The organism is Pseudotabrizicola formosa, from assembly GCF_002900965.1.
Classification (GTDB): Bacteria; Pseudomonadota; Alphaproteobacteria; order Rhodobacterales; family Rhodobacteraceae; genus Pseudotabrizicola; species Pseudotabrizicola formosa.
On the sequence record NZ_PJOM01000001.1, the window covers coordinates 387,879 to 405,484 of the forward strand.

18 protein-coding genes are annotated in these 17,606 nt (G+C 65.3%); 12 read left to right on the forward strand and 6 right to left on the reverse strand.

What is annotated here, in order from left to right:
* The first annotated feature begins 189 nt into the window (after positions 1-189).
* Genes ccoG through ccoS form a run of 4 tightly spaced genes read left to right on the forward strand, consistent with a single transcriptional unit; the run spans position 190 to position 4,476 of the window.
* Positions 190-1,623 (forward strand): cytochrome c oxidase accessory protein CcoG, encoded by a 1,434-nt coding sequence (gene ccoG, locus CXR43_RS01960; protein ID WP_210402048.1) that lies wholly within the window; start codon positions 190-192, stop codon positions 1,621-1,623.
* The gene (locus CXR43_RS01965) at positions 1,624-2,082 is read left to right on the forward strand and encodes a FixH family protein (protein WP_103332357.1); all 459 of its coding nucleotides are present in this window, start codon (positions 1,624-1,626) and stop codon (positions 2,080-2,082) included.
* A gap of 4 nt (positions 2,083-2,086) precedes the next feature.
* Positions 2,087-4,303 (forward strand): heavy metal translocating P-type ATPase, encoded by a 2,217-nt coding sequence (locus tag CXR43_RS01970; RefSeq protein ID WP_103332358.1) that lies wholly within the window; start codon positions 2,087-2,089, stop codon positions 4,301-4,303.
* On the forward strand, positions 4,303-4,476 hold the full coding sequence (ccoS, locus tag CXR43_RS01975; protein ID WP_103332359.1) for a cbb3-type cytochrome oxidase assembly protein CcoS: 174 nt from the start codon (positions 4,303-4,305) through the stop codon (positions 4,474-4,476). The genes CXR43_RS01970 and ccoS overlap by 1 nt, the downstream gene beginning before the upstream one ends.
* A gap of 169 nt (positions 4,477-4,645) precedes the next feature.
* Here ccoS and CXR43_RS01980 read toward each other — a convergent pair whose 3' ends face one another.
* Positions 4,646-6,379 (reverse strand): D-alanyl-D-alanine carboxypeptidase family protein, encoded by a 1,734-nt coding sequence (locus tag CXR43_RS01980; RefSeq protein WP_435530778.1) that lies wholly within the window; start codon positions 6,377-6,379, stop codon positions 4,646-4,648.
* A 164-nt stretch (positions 6,380-6,543) separates the two neighbouring features.
* Positions 6,544-7,254 (reverse strand): HAD family hydrolase, encoded by a 711-nt coding sequence (locus tag CXR43_RS01985; RefSeq protein ID WP_103332361.1) that lies wholly within the window; start codon positions 7,252-7,254, stop codon positions 6,544-6,546.
* 165 nt (positions 7,255-7,419) lie between these two features.
* Between CXR43_RS01985 and clpS the strand changes: the two genes are divergently transcribed.
* Genes clpS through CXR43_RS02000 form a run of 3 tightly spaced genes read left to right on the forward strand, consistent with a single transcriptional unit; the run spans position 7,420 to position 9,587 of the window.
* Complete coding sequence (gene clpS, locus CXR43_RS01990) at positions 7,420-7,740, forward strand: ATP-dependent Clp protease adapter ClpS (protein WP_103332763.1); 321 nt, start codon at positions 7,420-7,422, stop codon at positions 7,738-7,740.
* A gap of 24 nt (positions 7,741-7,764) precedes the next feature.
* Positions 7,765-8,751, forward strand: a complete 987-nt coding sequence (locus CXR43_RS01995) for a class I SAM-dependent methyltransferase (protein WP_103332362.1) — start codon at positions 7,765-7,767, stop codon at positions 8,749-8,751.
* Positions 8,752-8,780: 29 nt separating this feature from the next.
* Entirely contained in the window at positions 8,781-9,587 is an 807-nt protein-coding gene (locus CXR43_RS02000; RefSeq protein ID WP_103332363.1) for an SDR family NAD(P)-dependent oxidoreductase, read from the forward strand.
* A gap of 3 nt (positions 9,588-9,590) precedes the next feature.
* Here CXR43_RS02000 and CXR43_RS02005 read toward each other — a convergent pair whose 3' ends face one another.
* The gene (locus tag CXR43_RS02005) at positions 9,591-9,995 is read right to left on the reverse strand and encodes a putative periplasmic lipoprotein (protein ID WP_103332364.1); all 405 of its coding nucleotides are present in this window, start codon (positions 9,993-9,995) and stop codon (positions 9,591-9,593) included.
* A gap of 118 nt (positions 9,996-10,113) precedes the next feature.
* On the opposite strand from CXR43_RS02005, the gene hemF reads away from it, so the two are divergent.
* From hemF to CXR43_RS02020, 3 genes are read left to right on the forward strand one after another with little or no spacing between them, the layout of a single operon-like run.
* A complete protein-coding gene (gene hemF / locus CXR43_RS02010) occupies positions 10,114-10,989 on the forward strand; it encodes an oxygen-dependent coproporphyrinogen oxidase (RefSeq protein WP_103332365.1) in 876 nt (291 codons plus the stop codon).
* On the forward strand, positions 10,980-11,588 hold the full coding sequence (locus CXR43_RS02015) for a LysE family translocator (RefSeq protein WP_103332366.1): 609 nt from the start codon (positions 10,980-10,982) through the stop codon (positions 11,586-11,588). Before hemF ends, CXR43_RS02015 begins: the two co-directional genes overlap by 10 nt.
* Before the next feature lie 5 nt (positions 11,589-11,593).
* Positions 11,594-11,965: a hypothetical protein gene (locus CXR43_RS02020; protein ID WP_103332367.1), complete on the forward strand. Its 372-nt coding sequence runs from the start codon at positions 11,594-11,596 to the stop codon at positions 11,963-11,965.
* Between the two features lie 106 nt (positions 11,966-12,071).
* Here CXR43_RS02020 and hemE read toward each other — a convergent pair whose 3' ends face one another.
* Complete coding sequence (gene hemE / locus CXR43_RS02025; protein WP_103332368.1) at positions 12,072-13,103, reverse strand: uroporphyrinogen decarboxylase; 1,032 nt, start codon at positions 13,101-13,103, stop codon at positions 12,072-12,074.
* Positions 13,104-13,192: 89 nt separating this feature from the next.
* Between hemE and hemC the strand changes: the two genes are divergently transcribed.
* Both hemC and CXR43_RS02035 read left to right on the forward strand, forming a co-directional pair.
* Positions 13,193-14,164 (forward strand): hydroxymethylbilane synthase, encoded by a 972-nt coding sequence (gene hemC, locus CXR43_RS02030; protein WP_246831247.1) that lies wholly within the window; start codon positions 13,193-13,195, stop codon positions 14,162-14,164.
* Between the two features lie 54 nt (positions 14,165-14,218).
* Positions 14,219-14,986, forward strand: a complete 768-nt coding sequence (locus tag CXR43_RS02035; protein ID WP_103332369.1) for a lipopolysaccharide kinase InaA family protein — start codon at positions 14,219-14,221, stop codon at positions 14,984-14,986.
* Here the strand turns inward: CXR43_RS02035 and CXR43_RS02040 are convergent.
* Both CXR43_RS02040 and CXR43_RS02045 read right to left on the reverse strand, forming a co-directional pair.
* Positions 14,967-16,175, reverse strand: coding sequence for an MFS transporter (locus CXR43_RS02040; protein WP_146036452.1), 1,209 nt, complete (start codon positions 16,173-16,175; stop codon positions 14,967-14,969). The genes CXR43_RS02035 and CXR43_RS02040 overlap by 20 nt on opposite strands.
* Positions 16,172-17,599, reverse strand: coding sequence for an FAD-binding oxidoreductase (locus CXR43_RS02045; protein ID WP_103332765.1), 1,428 nt, complete (start codon positions 17,597-17,599; stop codon positions 16,172-16,174). The genes CXR43_RS02040 and CXR43_RS02045 overlap by 4 nt, the downstream gene beginning before the upstream one ends.
* Between the last annotated feature and the right edge of the window lie 7 nt (positions 17,600-17,606).

Consider the following 17,606-nt stretch of genomic DNA (forward strand, 5'->3'; position numbering starts at 1 on the left):
CACAGCCGCCTCAGATGCCATGCGGCGTTCCGTCACCCCCCGATGATTTCCCCGCAACCAAAGCCTTGCCGCGCCTATGTGCCACATCGAAACCTGCATTTGCGATGCGCATTTTGATACAGGTCAATGTCCTGCCCGATGCTTCGGTGCACTATGGCCAAAGACCAAGCCAGACATCGGAGCCACGTCGTGAGCAGCCCAGACGCCACCGAACCCCCCAGCCTCTATGCCGCGCGGGAGCCCATTTTCCCGCGTCGCGTCTATGGCCGGTTCCGCAACCTGAAATGGGGACTGATGGGGCTGATGCTGGGCATCTATTACGTGACCCCCTGGATCAGATGGGACCGCGGCCCCAACCTGCCGGATCAGGCGGTTCTGCTCGATCTGGCGCACCGGCGGTTCTTTTTCTTCATGATCGAGATCTGGCCGCATGAATTCTATTTCGTCGCCGGCCTTCTGGTCATGGCCGGGCTTGGCCTGTTCCTGTTCACCTCTGCCGCGGGCCGGGTCTGGTGCGGCTATGCCTGCCCGCAAACGGTGTGGACTGACCTCTTCATTCTGGTCGAACGCTGGGTCGAGGGGGACCGCAACGCCCGTATCCGTCTGCACCGGCAAAAGTGGGATGGCGAAAAGGTTCGAAAACGGGCGGTGAAATGGACCGCCTGGTTCCTGATTGCCATGGCCACCGGCGGGGCATGGGTGTTCTATTTCACCGATGCGCCGACTCTTCTGGTCAATCTGGTCACCGGCCAGGCCGGTGCCGTGGCCTATCTGACCATCCTGATCCTGACCGCCACCACCTTTGCCTTTGGCGGCTTTGCCCGCGAACAGATCTGCATCTATGCCTGCCCGTGGCCGCGCATCCAGGCCGCGATGATGGACGAAGACACGCTGACCATTGCCTACCGCGACTGGCGGGGCGAGCCGCGCGGCAAGCTGCACAAGGGGGAAATCGCGGCAGGGCAGGGCGACTGCATCGACTGCATGGCCTGCGTCAACGTCTGCCCGATGGGCATCGACATCCGTGATGGCCAGCAGCTTGCCTGCATCACCTGTGGACTGTGCATCGACGCCTGCAACGACACAATGGACAAGATCGGCCGCCCGCGCGACCTGATCGGCTACATGGCGCTGACGGACGAGACGGCAGAGCGCAAGGGCGACGCGCCGATTTCGGTCTGGAAGCACGTCTTCCGCCCCCGTACCATCCTCTACACCCTGCTCTGGGGCGGGGTCGGTGTGGGGCTGATCGTGGCGCTGTTCCTCCGCTCCGCCATCGATGTGAACGTCAGCCCGGTGCGCAATCCGACCTTTGTCACCCTGTCTGATGGCACCATCCGCAACGCCTATGATGTGCGGTTGCGCAACAAGCAGGGGTCGGATGCCGTGTTCACCATCTCGGTCCCCTTCGACTCTGGCCTGAGGGCCGAGCTGGAGGGTCTGTCCGGCCTGTCGGTGACGGTGAACGCCAACGAAACCCTGTCGCAGCGGGTCTATCTGAATGCCCCGCGCGGATCAGCGCCCGCCACCGAAGACCGCACACAGGTCAGGATGTGGTTTGAAGAACTTGGGACGACGAACCGGGTCCATCAGGATACCGTGTTCAATGGAAAGGCCGAATAGATGACGGAATTCACCGGACGCAAGATGGCGGTTGTCATGGTCAGCTTCTTTGGCGTGATCATGGCGGTCAATTTTCTGATGGCCTACAAGGCCGTCAGCACCTTTCCGGGGTTGGAGGTGCAGAACTCCTATGTCGCCAGCCAGACCTTCGATACCAACCGCGCGGCGCAAAAGGCGCTGGGTTGGACCATGACGCCGGAGTATGATGCTGCCGACAAGCGGTTGTATCTGTCGTTCACCGATGCCAGCGGTCAGCCCGCTGCCCTGTCGGATCTGTCGGTGCTGCTGGGGCGCACAACCGAATCCAGCCAGGACCAGACCCCGGATTTCGTGAATGCTGCCGGTTTGTGGACGGCACCATTGGACCTTGCCCCCGGCAGATGGTTGCTGCGCGTCGATGCCCGTGCCGCCGATGGCACGCTGTTTGCGCAGCGTGTCAGCATCATGGTCAGGGGCTGACCCGATGACCGTCGCCGCAGGCTCCCGTACCGAAGCCGACCCGATGCGTGCCAGCCTGTCGGCCTGCCCGGCCTGTGTTGCGGCCCCCTCGGCGGAACGGCTGGCACAAATGGCACAGCCGACATCGGCGCGGCTGATGCTGTCGGTGCCGCTGGCCCATTGCGCGGTCTGCATCTCGACGCTGGAACGGGCCATGGTGGCCGTGCCCGGCGTCACCTCGGCCCGGCTGAACCTCACGCTCAAGCGCATCAGCGTCGATGCAGCACCCTCCGTCACGGCCGATCGTCTGATCGCCGCCGCTGCCCGCGCAGGCTATGAGGCCCATGAGCTTGACCCCGGCCTGCTGTCCAGCACGGAAACCGACCGTCAGGGGCGCGATCTGCTGATGCGGCTGGGCGTCGCCTTCTTTTCCATGATGAACATCATGCTGCTGTCGGTCGCGGTCTGGTCGGGTGCAGAAGATGCCACGCGGGACATGTTCCACTGGATTTCCGCCGTCATCGCCCTGCCGACAGTGGTGTTTTCCGGCCAGCCATTTTTCAAATCCGCATGGCGGTCCTTGCGCGCGGGGCGGCTCGGCATGGATGTGCCGATCAGCCTCGCGCTGATCCTTGCCTCCTCGATTTCGCTGTTCGAGACATGGATGTCCGGCCATCACGCCTATTTCGATGCTGCCGTGATGCTCACCTTCTTCTTGCTGCTGGGCCGCTATCTCGACCACCGCACCCGCGCCGTGGCCCGCTCTGCCGCCGAGGAACTGGCTGCTTTGGAGGTGCCGCGCGCGACTGTCTTGCGCGACGGGGTGGAAACCGTGGTGAGCATCACCGAGGTTGCCGTGGGCGATCTGGTCCGCGTCCGCCCCGGTGGCCGGATGCCGGTTGATGGGGTGGTAACCGAGGGCACCTCGGAACTTGACCGCTCCCTGCTGACAGGTGAATCCCTGCCGGTCTATGCCGGCACCGGCAGCATCGTTTCGGCGGGCGAAGTGAACCTGACCGGCCCACTGACCCTGCGGGTGACAGCGGCCGGCAAGGACAGCAGCCTGCACCGTATGGCCGATCTGGTCGCCGTCGCCGAATCCGCCCGCACCAAATACACCAGCCTCGCCGAACGCGCCGCCGCCCTCTACTCTCCGCTGGTGCATATCCTGTCCTTTGCCGCCTTCGGTTTCTGGATGTGGCAAACCGGCGGCGATCTGCGCTATGCCGTCAACATTTCCGCCGCCGTCCTGATTATCACCTGCCCCTGCGCGCTTGGCCTTGCCGTGCCCGCCGTGGTCACGTCGGCAAGTGGCAGGCTGTTCCGCAAGGGCCTGCTGATCAAGCAGGGCACCGCGTTGGAGCGGCTGGCCGAAGTCGATACCGTGGTGTTTGACAAGACCGGCACCCTGACCATGGGCATGCCAGAGCCCACCAATATGGACTCCCACCCCCGCGCCGCGACCGAGGTGGCCTATGCGCTGGCAAGCGCCTCGTCGCACCCCTTGGCCGTGGCCCTTGCCGAAGCCGCGCGCGCTGCAGGGCTGCGCCCCGAACGGGTCGAAGACATCCGCGAAGTGCCCGGCTACGGTATTGAAGGCATCTGGAAAGGCACCCGCGTGCGCCTGGGCCGCGCCGAATGGTGCGGCGGGCAGGGGCTGGACGTGACCGCCACCTACCTGTGCACCGGCAGTGGCACGGCGCGCGCCTTCACCTTCGCCGACCGCCTGCGTCCCGGCGCGGAAACCGCCATTGCCGCGCTCAGGGCGCAAGGCAAGACGATTCGGCTGATTTCAGGCGATGCGCCCGGCGCCGTGCGCGATCTGGCTGACCGCTTGGGCATCACCGACTGGACCGCGGGTGCCTTGCCCGCTGAAAAGGCGCAAACCGTGGCGCAGCTGACCGGCGCTGGCCACAAGGTGCTGATGGTGGGTGACGGTCTGAACGACACCGCAGCCCTTGCCGCGGCCCATGTCTCAATCTCGCCCGCCTCGGCGCTGGATGCCGCCCGCGTGGCCTCTGACATCGTGCTTCTGGGGCAGGATATGGCACCGATCGCCGATGCCGTTCGCATCGCGGGCCAGGCCACACAGCGCATCCGCGAAAACTTCGGCATTTCGGCGCTTTACAACGTGGTCGCTGTCCCCCTGGCGCTGGTCGGCCTTGCCACTCCGCTGGCGGCGGCCCTGGCGATGTCTCTGTCGTCGATCACCGTGTCACTCAACGCCTTGCGGTTGAAATAATGGAAATCCTCGGCCTTCTGATCCCGGTTTCACTGATCCTTGGCGGCCTTGGCCTTGCCGCCTTCTTCTGGGCCATGCGCACCAGACAATTCGACGACCCCGAAGGCGACGCCAACCGCATCCTCACCAAGGATTACGATGACAAGCCAAAGCCGGAAAAGCCGGACCTTTAGGGCAATCGTCCTTCGGCCCCGGTGAGGGTGGCAGTCGCTCTCCCGCAGGGGACCTTTCCCACAGGCGCCCGCCGAAGGCTCCGGCCCCTGCCCGCGCGACCCTCAGTTCAGCAGCGGGTGCAGCCAGACTGGCCCGGGTGCCTGCACCAGATGCCTGAATTCTGAACCCTTATGGCCCCATGGCAAAGCATTGCACCGCCCGGGCCTGCAACCGGCGGCAGGCCAGATCGGCCTGATCCTGGGTCAGCCCCATGAAATTCGCCTCATAGCCACCGCCGCGCTGCACCACCTTGCGCAAGCCGTCGTTCAAGGTCGCGCTTTCGGCCAACTGGGTCTTGAGCAGCAACCGCTCGGCCTCTGAGCGTGAGTTGAACTTGCCCAGCGTCACCCCCCAATGCCGTGCGTTCGAGGTCGACAGCCGGATCACCACCGGCTCGTCCATCGGTTGCGCCTGCGGCGCATCGGCAACGCGGTCAAAGATCGGCGCATTGCGCTTTGGCGCGGGCGGGGGGGCAGGCATGCCCATTGCCGCCACCTGTACGGGTGCAGAAACCATCAACCCGTCATCTTCCAGCGCTGCCATCTGTGTCTCAACCGCAGGCTCTGCCCCGAGGGCCACGGCCTGCGCGTCCAGCGTCCCCGGCTCTGGCATGACCGGTGCGGGCTCCGCCACCGCCGCAAGCTCCAGCGCTGCCCCGGCTTCGGGAGCCGCTGCCTCGGCCACCAGCGACTCGGGCCGCGGGGGCGGGGGCGCAATGGCGGGTCCGGCAGGCGCCGTGCCATCGGCCATGGCCACCGCCTGCGCCTCCAGCGTGCCGGGGGGTGGCGGGGCCGCCACCGCTTCGGCCAAAGCTGCGGCGATGCTGTCTTCGATCGCGGCCACTGCCACTTCGGTCGCGGCAACCCGTCCTGCATCGGGCCGTGCGGCAGGGCGTGGCGAAGTCGCCACCGCCATCTGCAAGCGAATCGTCTTGCCTACGCCATTTTCAACTTCGGGCAGCCCATCCGCTTCGGCCATCAGCGCCTCGACATCCGCAGAATAGGACGGTGCCTGCGGCACCATGGTCGGCGCATTGGCCGGAGCGCGTTTGAAGCCAAGGTCCAGCAGTTGTGCCACCTTGGCATTGCGCGCTGCGGTCGAAGTGCCACCAAACACGGTTGCGATGATCCGCACATTCCCGCGCTCTGCCGAAGCGGTCAGGTTGAACCCCGCGGCATTGGTAAATCCGGTCTTGATCCCGTCGGCACCTTTGTAGGCGTCCAGAAACCGGCTGTTGGTGTTGCGCACCGTGGCAATTCCGGCATCGGTCGAACGGCGCGAGAAGATATTGTAATACTGCGGGAAATCAAAGAACAACCGCCGCCCCAGCGTGTTCATGTCGCGTGCGGTCGACAGATGGCCATTGGCCGTCAGGCCGTTCGCGTTCTTGAAGGTCGAATTGCGCATGCCAAGCGCCTTGGCCGTCGCATCCATCCGCCGGGCAAAGCCAGCCTCTGACCCGCCGATGTGATCGCCAAGCGCCGAGGCCGCGTCATTGGCCGATTTCGTCGCCGCCGCTCGGATCAGGTGGCGGACCGAGATTTTCTGCCCCGCCTTCAGCCCCAGCCGCGAGGGCGGCTTGGCGGCTGCGCTTTTGGTGACGGTGACCATGGTATCCAGGCTCAGCCGGCCACGCTGGATTTCCTCGAAGGTGATGTAGAGCGTCAGCATCTTGGTCAGCGATGCCGGATGCAGCCGGGTGTCGGCGTTTTCGGCGTGCAGGATTTCACCCGTCCGGGCGTCCTGCACGATTGCGGCATAGGGGGCTGCACCTGATGGCTGCGGGGACGAACAGGCCGCCACCACGATAAATGCCACCAGACAAACGAAATTGCGGGCGTATCGCCCCATAAGCGTTGTCACGATGAAGATCCTTGCTCTGCCACTGCCCGCCCCGATTGTTTTTTTGGGGCGTGATTTGCGGCAACGCTAACACAGCAGATGATTCCGCAAAACCCCGGAAATTCAAGGGCTTTGGTCTTTATCTTCACCTTGTGGCAAATCAGGCGGATCCCTGCGCAGCCGCTCTATATCTTGTGGATGCCTTGGAGTTTGCCCACCAGATCGGGAAGCCCCCCCAGATCGGGCAACAGCACAAAGCGCGCGTGGCCCACGGGGGCCTCGGCATGCTCCAGCGCCCAGGTCAGGCCATGCGGCACATGCACGCCCCATCCGCCCACATCCAGCACCGGCAGCACATCCGATTTCAGCGAATTGCCCACCATCATCGCCTGATCGGGCTGCGTGCCATGACGGGCAAAGATCGTGGCATAGACCTGCGGCGTCTTGTCCGACACGATCTCCACCCCGTCGAACAGATCGCCCAGACCCGATTGCGCCAGCTTGCGCTCCTGATCCAGCAGATCGCCCTTGGTGATCAACAGCAGCCTGTGCTCTCCGGCCAGCGATTCCACCGCCGCGCGCGCATGCGGCAACAACTCGATCGGATGGCGCAGCATCTCGCGCCCCGCTGCCATCAGGTCGCTGATCACCGAGGCCGGCACCTTTCCGTCTGTCACCTCAATCGCCGTCTCGATCATCGACAGCACGAAGCCCTTCACCCCAAAGCCGTAATGCCCAAGGTTGCGCCGCTCGGCCGCAAGCAGCCTGTCTTCCAGATGGTCCTGCCCGGCATAATCGGCCAGCAGGTTGACAAAACGTGCCTGGGTCAGCCGGAAAAACGCCTCGTTCTGCCACAGCGTGTCATCCGCATCGAAACCGATCGTTGTCAGGGTCATCCTTCTCTCCGCCGGGCGTGGTTCATGCCCTCTTTACCTCTTTGTCGCAATCCTTTGGGGGGATACCCTTTCCCATTGGCAAAAATCCTCTATATTGCGCGTTGAACCCAGCCAACCGAATCTTCCTTGCATGAGGCACCGCCCGTGACCAACTTTCCCCATTCCATGTCGGACAAGACCGATGGGCCGGGCGATGACGCGGGGCTTCTGACCAAGACCAAGACCCGCACGCAGCGCCCGCCGATGTACAAGGTCATGCTGCTGAATGATGACTATACGCCGATGGAATTCGTGGTGCATGTGCTGGAACGGTTCTTTGGTCTCAACCATGCGCAGGCGTTTGAAATCATGCTGACCGTCCACAAGAAGGGTTTGGCCGTTGTCGGTGTGTTCTCGGCAGAGGTGGCCGAAACCAAGGTGGCCCAGGTGATGGATTTCGCCCGTCGCCACCAGCACCCCCTGCAATGCACGATGGAGAAGGAATAGGCCGCGCGCCTGTTCCGCCCTTATATGCGCTCTGCACGCCTTGATTTCGCGCTTGAAAGCGGTGCCCTTGTCCTGCCGCAGGACGGCCCCGTGGTTATTTACCGCCCCCGCGAAGGCGATGATCTGTCCAGCATTTCCATTGCCCGTGTCCATGTCTCTACCGGCTTCCGCCCGGATGCCGAATGGTTCAACGCGCGTGGCTATCAGGCTGCCGAAGGCCCGCCTTACGCGGCCGGCATTGTCTGCCTGCCCCGCTCGCGGGATGCTGCCCGTGCGTTGATCTCGCGCGCCATGGTCGAGGTCGTGCCGGGCGGCCCGGTCGCGGTGGATGGCCAGAAAACCGATGGCATCGACAGCATCCTCAAGGATTGCCGCGCCATGGGGTTGCAGATGTCCGCCCCTCTGTCAAAGGCGCATGGCAAGATTTTCGTGCTGCAGGCCGGGGCCGATCTGACCGGCTGGGATGCCCGCCCCCGCCTGATCGACGGTGGCTTCCAGACCATTCCGGGCTTGTTCTCTGCCGATGCGCCCGACCGAGGCTCGGTCTTGCTGGCACAGGCGCTGCCGGAAAAGCTGGGCGCGCGCGTGATCGACCTTGGCGCCGGCTGGGGCTACCTCTCCCGCGCCATCCTCACCCGCTCAACCGTGACGGAGCTGGATCTGGTCGAGGCCGAGCAGGATGCGCTGGATTGCGCCCAGATCAACATCGCGGATTCGCGCGCCCGGTTTCACTGGGCCGATGCACGCAGCTTCAAACCCCAGCGCCCGGCACATGCGGTGGTGATGAACCCGCCCTTCCACACCGGGCGTGAGGTTGATCCGGCGCTTGGCATGGCGTTTTTACGGGCAGCGGCCTCGATGCTGGTGCCGGATGGCACGCTTTGGCTGGTCGCCAACCGGCATCTGCCCTATCATCAGACTCTGTCCACCCTGTTCCGGCAGGTGGAAGACATCGGTGCCGACCCCGCCTTCCGGCTGACCCGGGCAAGCCACCCGATCCGGGCACGCTAGCCAACCCCCTCCCCAACCCCGAGGAACTCATGTCCCTTTCCATCACCGGCAAAACCGCCATCGTCACCGGGGCGGCCAAAGGCATCGGCCTTGCCGTCGCCCGGCATTTTCAGGCCAAGGGCGCGAATGTGATGTTCGTCGACATCGACGAAGACACGCTGGAGGCAGAACTGGGGGCCGAGGCCCGCGCCGAAGGGTCGGTGCGCATGTTCACCGGCGATCTGCGCGAAAAGCTGACCATCGCCAACCTGTTGTCGGCCACCATCGACGCCTTTGACCGGGTCGATATTCTGGTGAACGCCAGCCGCCGCATGGCGGTCTCCGATCCGCTGAATGTCGAGGATGACGCGGTCGAAATGCTGTGGCAGGAAAACGTGATGACCAGCCTGCGCCTGTCGCAGATGACCGCCAAGCGCATGATCGCGCAGGCGGAAAAGGCAGAAGCCGAAGGTCTGATCGGCGCCATCATCAACATTTCCTCGATTGCCGGTTGCCAGACCCAACCCGGCCTGCTGGGCTATTCCATCGCTTCTGCCGCGGTGGATCAGATGACCCGGTCGCTGGCCGTGGCGCTTGCGCCAAAGGGCATCCGCGTCAATGCCGTGGCCATAGGCTCGGTGATGAGCGCCAGCCTGCAGGCGTCGCTGAAAGACGCGCCCGACTGGCGCGACTCCATCGTCAACGGCACCCCGTTGGGCCGCATCGCCTCGCCCGACGAACTGGCCGAGGTGATGCAATTTCTGGCCTCTGACGCTTCGGGCTTCATGACCGGGCAGGTGCTGCGGGTCGATGGCGGACGCGGCCTTCTGGACCGCGTGGTCATCCCCGCCTATTGACCGCTATTCCGGGAATTCCGCCCGGCATTGCGCAATGCCCGGTCCTGCCGCGCGCAGCAGGGCCGTGCGCTTGTCCTTTTGCGACGCCAGTTTGCGCGCCTCGGCCTGCAGGTCGATTCCCTTGGGCCGGGTGACGGTGACCTCCACCTCATCCCGGCACATCTGCGACGGTTGCGGCGGGGGGGCCGGCTGACCTTCAACCACAACTGGGCGCTCCACCCGGCACGGCACCCAGCGATCGCGATAGGTGGTGATTTCCTCCAGCGCATAGCCCCGGGCCAGATTGCCTTCGCTTTCTGCGATCAGCCGGTCGAGCACCCGCACCTCGCGGGTTTCGCGCGCGATACATCTTTCCTGCGGCGTGCCACAGGCCGCAAGCAGCACCAGAAAAACAAGACTGCGGCGCATGATGAAACCCTCCCGACTGGACCAAAGCCTTAATATATAGCGCCTTCTGCGGCAAATGCCATGTTGGCGCGGGGCAGGGCATTTGGTAGGCAGGGGCAACAGGCGAGGGGAGCAATACATGACCGACCAATTCGATGCCCGAAAGGCCCGTGCTGCAGCATGGTTCCGCACCTTGCGCGACCGCATCGTCGCCTCCTTCGAGGCGTTGGAAGACAGCCATGGCACCGGCACGCCCGGCCGGTTCGAGGTAACCCCCACCACCCGCGCCGATGGCGGCGGCGGGTTGATGAGCGTGATGCGCGGGGGCCGCGTCTTTGAGAAAATCGGCGTCAACGTGTCGGAAGTGCATGGCACATTGGGCGAGCGCGCGCAAAAGGCCATGGCCGCGCGCGGCGTGCCCGGCATGGAGAGTGACCCGCGGTTCTGGGCCTCGGGCATCAGCCTTGTGGCCCATATGGTCAATCCGCATTGCCCGGCGGTCCACATGAACACCCGCATGTTCTGGACCCCGCATGCCTGGTGGTTCGGCGGCGGTGCCGACCTCAACCCGGCGCTGGAATATGCCGAGGATACCGCGCATTTCCATGCCGAAATGCAACGCGCCTGCGACGCCCACGACGCGGCCTATTACCCGCGCTTCAAGGCCTGGGCGGATGAATATTTCTTTGTCCCGCACCGGGGCCGCGCGCGCGGTGTCGGCGGCATCTTCTATGACGATCTCAACACCGGCGGAGCCGAGGGTGATTCGTGGGAGGCCGATTTCGCCTTCACCCAGGGTGTCGGCTCTGCCTTCCTCCCGGCCTTCGTGCCGCTGACCGAACGCCGCGTGGCCACCCCGTGGTCCGACGCCGACCGCGAGGCGCAACTGATCCATCGCGGGCTTTATGCCGAATACAACCTCGTCTACGACCGGGGCACCAAATTCGGGCTGGAAACCGGCCATGATGCCAATGCCGTGTTGATGAGCCTGCCGCCCATCGCCAAGTGGACCTGAGCCAGCTTCCCGCCTTTGCGCTGACCGCGCTCCTGATCGAGCTGACGCCGGGGCCGAACATGGCCTGGCTGGCCCTGCTGGCCGCCACCGAAGGCCGCCGCCTGGGCTATGCCGCAGTGGCGGGGGTCTGTCTGGGCCTGGCGCTGATCGGCCTTTTGGCGGCGCTGGGCCTTGCCGCCCTGTTGCAGGCGCAACCGCTTGCCTATCAGGCCCTGCGCTGGGCCGGTGTCGCCTATCTTTTATGGATCGCCTGGGACACATGGCGCGGTGCCGAAGCCCCCGAGGGGGGCGCACCGCCGGGGGCCACGGCCTTTGCGCAGTTCCGGCGTGGGCTGATCACCAATCTGCTGAACCCCAAGGCCGCCGTGTTCTACGTCACCGTGCTGCCGGGCTTTCTCTCGCCCGCCGCCCGTTTTGCCGAGGTGTCGGCCCTGTCCTTCACCTTTGTCGCCGTCGCCACCCTGATCCATGCCGGCATCGTCACCGCCGCAGGCACGGCGGCTGGCTGGCTTGCACAAGGTGACCGTGTCAGGCTAACCCGGCGCATCATGGCGTTGGCGCTGGTTGCCGTGGCGCTGTGGCTGTTCACAAGGACCTGACCCGCATGACCCTTCCCACGCCCGACATCACCATCCATGCCGCTTACGCTTCGGTTGTCGAAGATGACGAAGACGGCATGCTGTTCATCGGCTTCGCCCAGGGCGAGGAAGAGGACGAACCCTATGCCCTGTTCCGCCAGCCGCTGGGCGGCGGCCCCATCTGGTTCGCGGTGAATGACGAAGAGTTCGGGGCCGAAGACGCGGTCCAGTCGATTGTTCAGGATGCACGCGGCCTGACCATCACCATCCGCCCGGATCATGTTGCCAGCTTTGGCTGGGCCGCAACCATCGCCATCCGCATCGGCCCGCAGACCGAAGACGCACAACAGGCGCTGGAGGCGCTGCGCGACATGTATGGCGAGATTTTCAGGGCCTGAGGGAGCAACTCTCGGAAAGCGTGGCGGGGTGAACCCCGCCCTACCCAAGGCGCTGCCGCCCGGGCTCCTCGCGGTAGGGCGGGGTTCACCCCGCCACCACGTTGCCTCAGGCGCTCCGCACCGTGTCGATCATCAGCTGCACATTGTCGGGGTTGGCATCGGGCGTGATCCCATGGCCAAGGTTGAAGATATGCGGCCCACCCCGGAACGCATCCACCACCTTGCGGGTCTCGCGCACCAGATCGTCGCCGCCGGTGACCATGTGGCGCGACGCGAGGTTGCCCTGCACACAACCGTCTTTCTGCACATGCTCGGCCGCCCATTCCGGCGTCACGCTGTCATCGACCGCCACGCAATCCGCCCCGGTCTTGCCCGCAAAGCCGACATAGCCTTCCCCCGCCTCACGCGGGAAGGCGATGATCGGGGTCTGCGGGTGCCGCGCCTTCAGCGCCGCGATGATCCGCGCCGTGGGGGCCACCGCGAAATCCTCGAAATCCTGCCCTTTCAGGCTGCCGGCCCAACTGTCGAACAGCTTGACCACCTCGGCCCCGGCCTCGATCTGCGCCGACAGGTATTCCACCGTCGCCTCGGCAATCCGGTCAAGGATGGCGGTAAAAGTCTCGCGGTCCTCGCGCATCAAGGCATGCGACGCCGCCTGATCCTTGGACCCGCGCCCATTGATCATATAGGTCGCCACCGTCCAGGGCGCACCGGCAAAACCGATCAGCGTGGTCTCTTCCGGCAGTTCCCGCGCCAGAATCTTCACCGTTTCATAAACCGGCGACAGCGTCTCATGGATGGCACTTGTCGGCTTCAAGGCCCGCACCTGCTCCATCGTGGTGGTGGTTTCCATCCGCGGGCCTTCGCCCTCGACAAACCACAGCTTCGGCCCCAGCGCCTGCGGCAGCAGCAGAATATCGGCAAACAGGATCGCGGCGTCAAAGCCATAGCGCCGGATCGGCTGCAACGTCACCTCGGCGGCCAGCTCGGGGTTGTAGCACAGCGACAGGAAATCCCCGGCCTGTGCGCGGGTTGCGCGATATTCGGGCAGGTATCGCCCCGCCTGACGCATCATCCAGATCGGCGGGGTGGGAAGGGTTTCGCCGGCAAGCGCGCGCAGGATGGTCTTTTGGGTCATGGAAGGCTCCTTTGCCCCATGGGTCCGATGTGCGCCCCGCGTTGTCAAGACCCCCCTGTCTATAGTTGTCAGGCAAAGATGACAGTAGTATGCCTGTGCGCATGACGCAAATCCTGACCTCCCCCGCCCTGCCCACGCCCACCCACCCCCTGAAGATCGGAACCCGAGGGTCACCGCTGGCCCTTTGGCAGGCGCATGAGGTGCGCCGCAGCCTGATGGTCGCCTTTGATCTGCCCCAGGCGGCCTTCGAGATCTGTGTGATCAAGGTGATGGGCGACCAGATTCTGGACAAGGCGCTGAAAGACATCGGCGGCAAGGGCCTGTTCACGCGCGAGATTGAAGAGGCGCTGCTGGATGGTGGCATCGACATTGCCGTGCATTCGATGAAAGACATGCCCACCCTGCAACCCGACGGGCTGATCCTCGACTGCTACCTACCGCGTGAAGACGTGCGCGATGCCTTTGTCAGCCCGCATGTGGCCCGTCTGGCCGATCTGCCGCAGGGCGCGGTTGTCGGCTCGTCGTCCTTGCGTCGCCGGGCGCAACTGCGGCTCAAACGGCCCGATCTGCAGCTGGTCGAATTCCGCGGCAATGTGCAGACCCGGATGAAAAAACTGCACGATGGCGTCGCCGTCGCCACCTTCCTTGCCATGGCCGGCCTGAACCGGCTGGGCATGGCCCACATGGCCCGTTCGGCGATTGAAACCACCGACATGTTGCCTGCCGTGGCGCAGGGGGCCATCGGCATCGAACGGCGGGTAGATGATGCCAACACCGCCAGCCTGCTGGACGCCATCCACCACACACCCACCGGCACCCGCCTTGCCGCCGAACGCGCCATGCTGGCGGCCCTGGATGGGTCATGTGAAACCCCCATCGCGGGGCTGGCCACGCTGGACGGCGGCACGCTGCATCTGCGCGGCGAGATCCTGCGGCCCGACGGGTCGGAATCGATCAGCGGGCAGCGTTCGGGGCCGGTGTCGGATGCCGCCGCCCTGGGCACCGATCTGGCCGAAGAGCTGCTGGCCAAGGCCCCTGCCGGGTTTTTCAGCTGGCGCTGACCCTTTTGGTCAACGCCCCTTAAAGTTCTGTCATCCCGGTGTTACATCTCTGGCATGACCGACCCTGACAACACATCCCTGCCCAAACCCGTGGCCACGGCCCTGCAAACCGCCCTGTCGCAACCGGCGCAGCGGATCAGGGCCTTGCCGCTGCCGGATGGCGGCCGGGTCTGGCTCAAACGGATCGAACAGGCCACAGGCCGGATGCGATGGCAAAAGGGCAATGGCCTTTCGGCCTTTGTTGCCGAGCGCGAGGCCTTGCGGCTCTTGCATGCGCGCGGTGTGCCGGTGGCGCAGGTGATCGCCGAAGGCCCCGATTACCTGCTGTTGCCCGATCTTGGTCCCACCCTGTCAACCCTGCTGAAAGACACCAGCCACCCCATGCCCGACCGCACCGCCGCCTTTGTCGCCGCAGGGGCCGCGCTTGCGGGCCTGCACCGGGCGGGGTTTTCGCATGGGCGCCCGGCGTTGCGTGATTTCTGCTGGCAGGCGGGCGAGCTGCGGCTGATCGACCTTGAGCGCTTCCGCAACCGCAGGCGCAGCCGCATGGCGCGGGCGATGGATGTGGTGATCTTCACCCACAGCTGGTTCGCAAATGACCGGGGTATGGCCCCCGGTCCCGAACTCGACGCCGCGCTGAACGCCTATCGCGCTGCCGCCCCCGCCGGGCTGTGGCGCGCGGTGGCGCGGCTGACGCGGGTGCTGGCACCGCTGGACGGGCTGGCGCGCGCTGTTGCCCGCATCAGCACCCCGTCAAAGGATGTGCAGGCGATTCCGCCCACGCTGGCCTATCTGGCGCGCGTCACGCAAGCTCCGGGCTGATCCGCCCCCGGTCGGCCAGCCACAGCCCCAGCGCGCCAAGAATGGCGATGCCGCCGCCCAGCGCCGCCGTCAACGCATAGCCGCCAATGGCCAGCCCCGCGCTGAACGCCAGCGCCGCGATCACATCCGCCACCAGCTTTTGCAGCGCCAGCATCGACGCCGCCGTACCGGGCCGCCCCACCATCAGATCCTGATAATAGGAAATCGGCAAAATCAGCATCGCCACCCCGCCCAAGCCTGCGGGCAAGGTCATGGCCCAGATCCAGACAGAACCTGCCAGAAATGGCAAGGCGACCAGATGGCTGACATAGAGCACCGTGCCCCAGAAAATCAGCGTGGGCCGTGGCACATGCGCCAGATACCGCGGCAACAGCAGCATGAACGGCACCTCCCATCCCGCCACCAGCCCCACATACAGCGCCGTATCCGCGGCGTCGCGCCCCGTCGTTTCGGAAAACACCAGCGCGGCCAGGATCATGTACAGCACCCCCGAAGAGGTGACAGCGCCAAGGCACACCAGCCGGAGCGCCACCTCGGGCCGCGCCAACTGCGCCAGCGCCGCCCCCAACCGCAGGCCCGATGGCTGATCGGCCCAGCCGGTCTGCCCGTCACGCGGCCAGAACCCCCAGATCAGCGCCAGCAGCGCCAGACTGGCCAGCCCGCCGCTGGCATAGGTCAGCATCACATCGGCCCCTTGGCCAAAGGCAAAGGTCCAGAACACCAGCATCAGAAGAAAGGTCACCGACATCGCCGCCCGCACGGTGGCCTGTATCCCCTCGCGCTGCGCCGGATAGCCTTGGCTCGCCAACCGGTTCAGCGCAAAGGCCTGACCAAAGATCGATGACGCCACCGGCAGCAAAATCCCGTTGGTCAGCACAAAACTGACCGGCCCGGGGGCAAACACCATCAGGCCCGCCCCCAGCGCGCCGATCAGCGCCGTGATCAGCGCCAGACGCCGCCGGTTCGCCTTTTGGTCCGACAGAATGCCCAGCAGCACCGATGTCACCACCGCCACGCCCGATGCCAGCACCAGCACCAGCGCAAATGCCGCTTCCGGCAGGCCCAGAACCTCGATGCCGATCAGCGACTGATAGGGGTAAAGCGAGGCGTTGATCAGCCCCATCAACCCGATCACCCCCGCCAGCATGCGAAACACCGGCACCGCGAAAACCGTCTGTAGGGCCGTCACGATGCGTCGCGGTCCCGCTCTGGAATCACCTTGCCGGGGTTCATGATCCCCGCAGGGTCCAGCGCTGCCTTGATCGCCCGCATCACCTCCAGCGCCACACCGTCCTTGCGCCGCGCCATAGAAGGCCGCTTGGACAGGCCCACGCCATGCTCGGCCGAAAAACTGCCCCGCAACTCGGCCACCACATCCTCGATCATCGTGATCACCCGGTCATAGGTGGCTTTCGACCCGTCCACCGGAAAGGCGGTGAAATGCAGGTTGCCGTCGCCCAGATGCGCCACGCACAGCGGCTCATGCGCCTGATCCACGGCTTGCAGCCGGGCGTGAATCGCCGTCAGGAAATCCGCCGCCCGGTCCAGCGGCACCGCAATGTCGGTATCCACAAAGGGCCGCTTGGCAAAGGTGATCTCGGCTGCCGCCTCGCGCCGCGCCCACATCGCCCGGCGCTGCGTCTCGGATTGCGCGACAAGGGCATCGAGGACCAGCCCCTCTTCCATCAGCCCCGCGATGGTGGTTTCCAAAAGGTCCGTCAGCGGCACCGATCCGTCCGCGCGCGGATCGCACAGGGCTGGCGCGGTGGCCCCCAGCTCGGTCAGGATCGTCACCTCCGGCACATCGGAGAACGGCAGCCCCAGATCGGGCCGCACCTGCGCCAGACGGCGCGAATAGCTTGCGGGCATGAATTCAAACGCCTCGACCAGCCCGCCCGACGCCTCCTGCAACCGGTTCAGCAGCACCGTCGCATCGGGCAAGGCGCGCAGCGCCAGCGTGGCGGTGGCATGGGCGCGCGGGGCAGGGACCAGCTTCATCACCGCCGCGGTGATAATCCCCAGGGTGCCCTCGGCCCCGATGAACAGATCACGCAGGTCATAGCCGGAATTGTCCTTGTGCAGCGCCGACATCAGGTTGAGCACCCGCCCGTCGGCCAGCACCACCTCCAGCCCCAGACATAAGGACCGGGTCGACCCATAGCGCAGCACGTTCGACCCGCCGGCATTGGTCGACAGCACCCCGCCAATCATCGCCGACCCCCGCGCGCCGAACCACAGCGGGAAATACAACCCTTGCTCTGCCGCCCTGTCGTGCAAGGCGGACAGGATCACCCCCGCCTCTACCACCGCCGTTCGCGTGTCTGGGTTCAGGTCGCGAATCCGATTCATCCGCTCCAGGCTGATCATCAGCCCGCCTGTCGTATAGGTGCCGCCCACCAGCCCCGTATTGCCCGACACCGGCACCACGGCGACGCCATGCCGCGCTGCAAGCCTTACACAGCCTGCCACCTGTGCGCTGTCACCGGGGCGCACCACGGCCAGCGGCGTGCCCGGGTAGGCCCCGGTCCAGTCCCGCGCGTGGCGGTCCATATCGCTGCCGGTCAGCACATGTGCCGCGCCAAGCAGGTCGGCCAGGTCGGAAATCAGGGTCATGCAACGG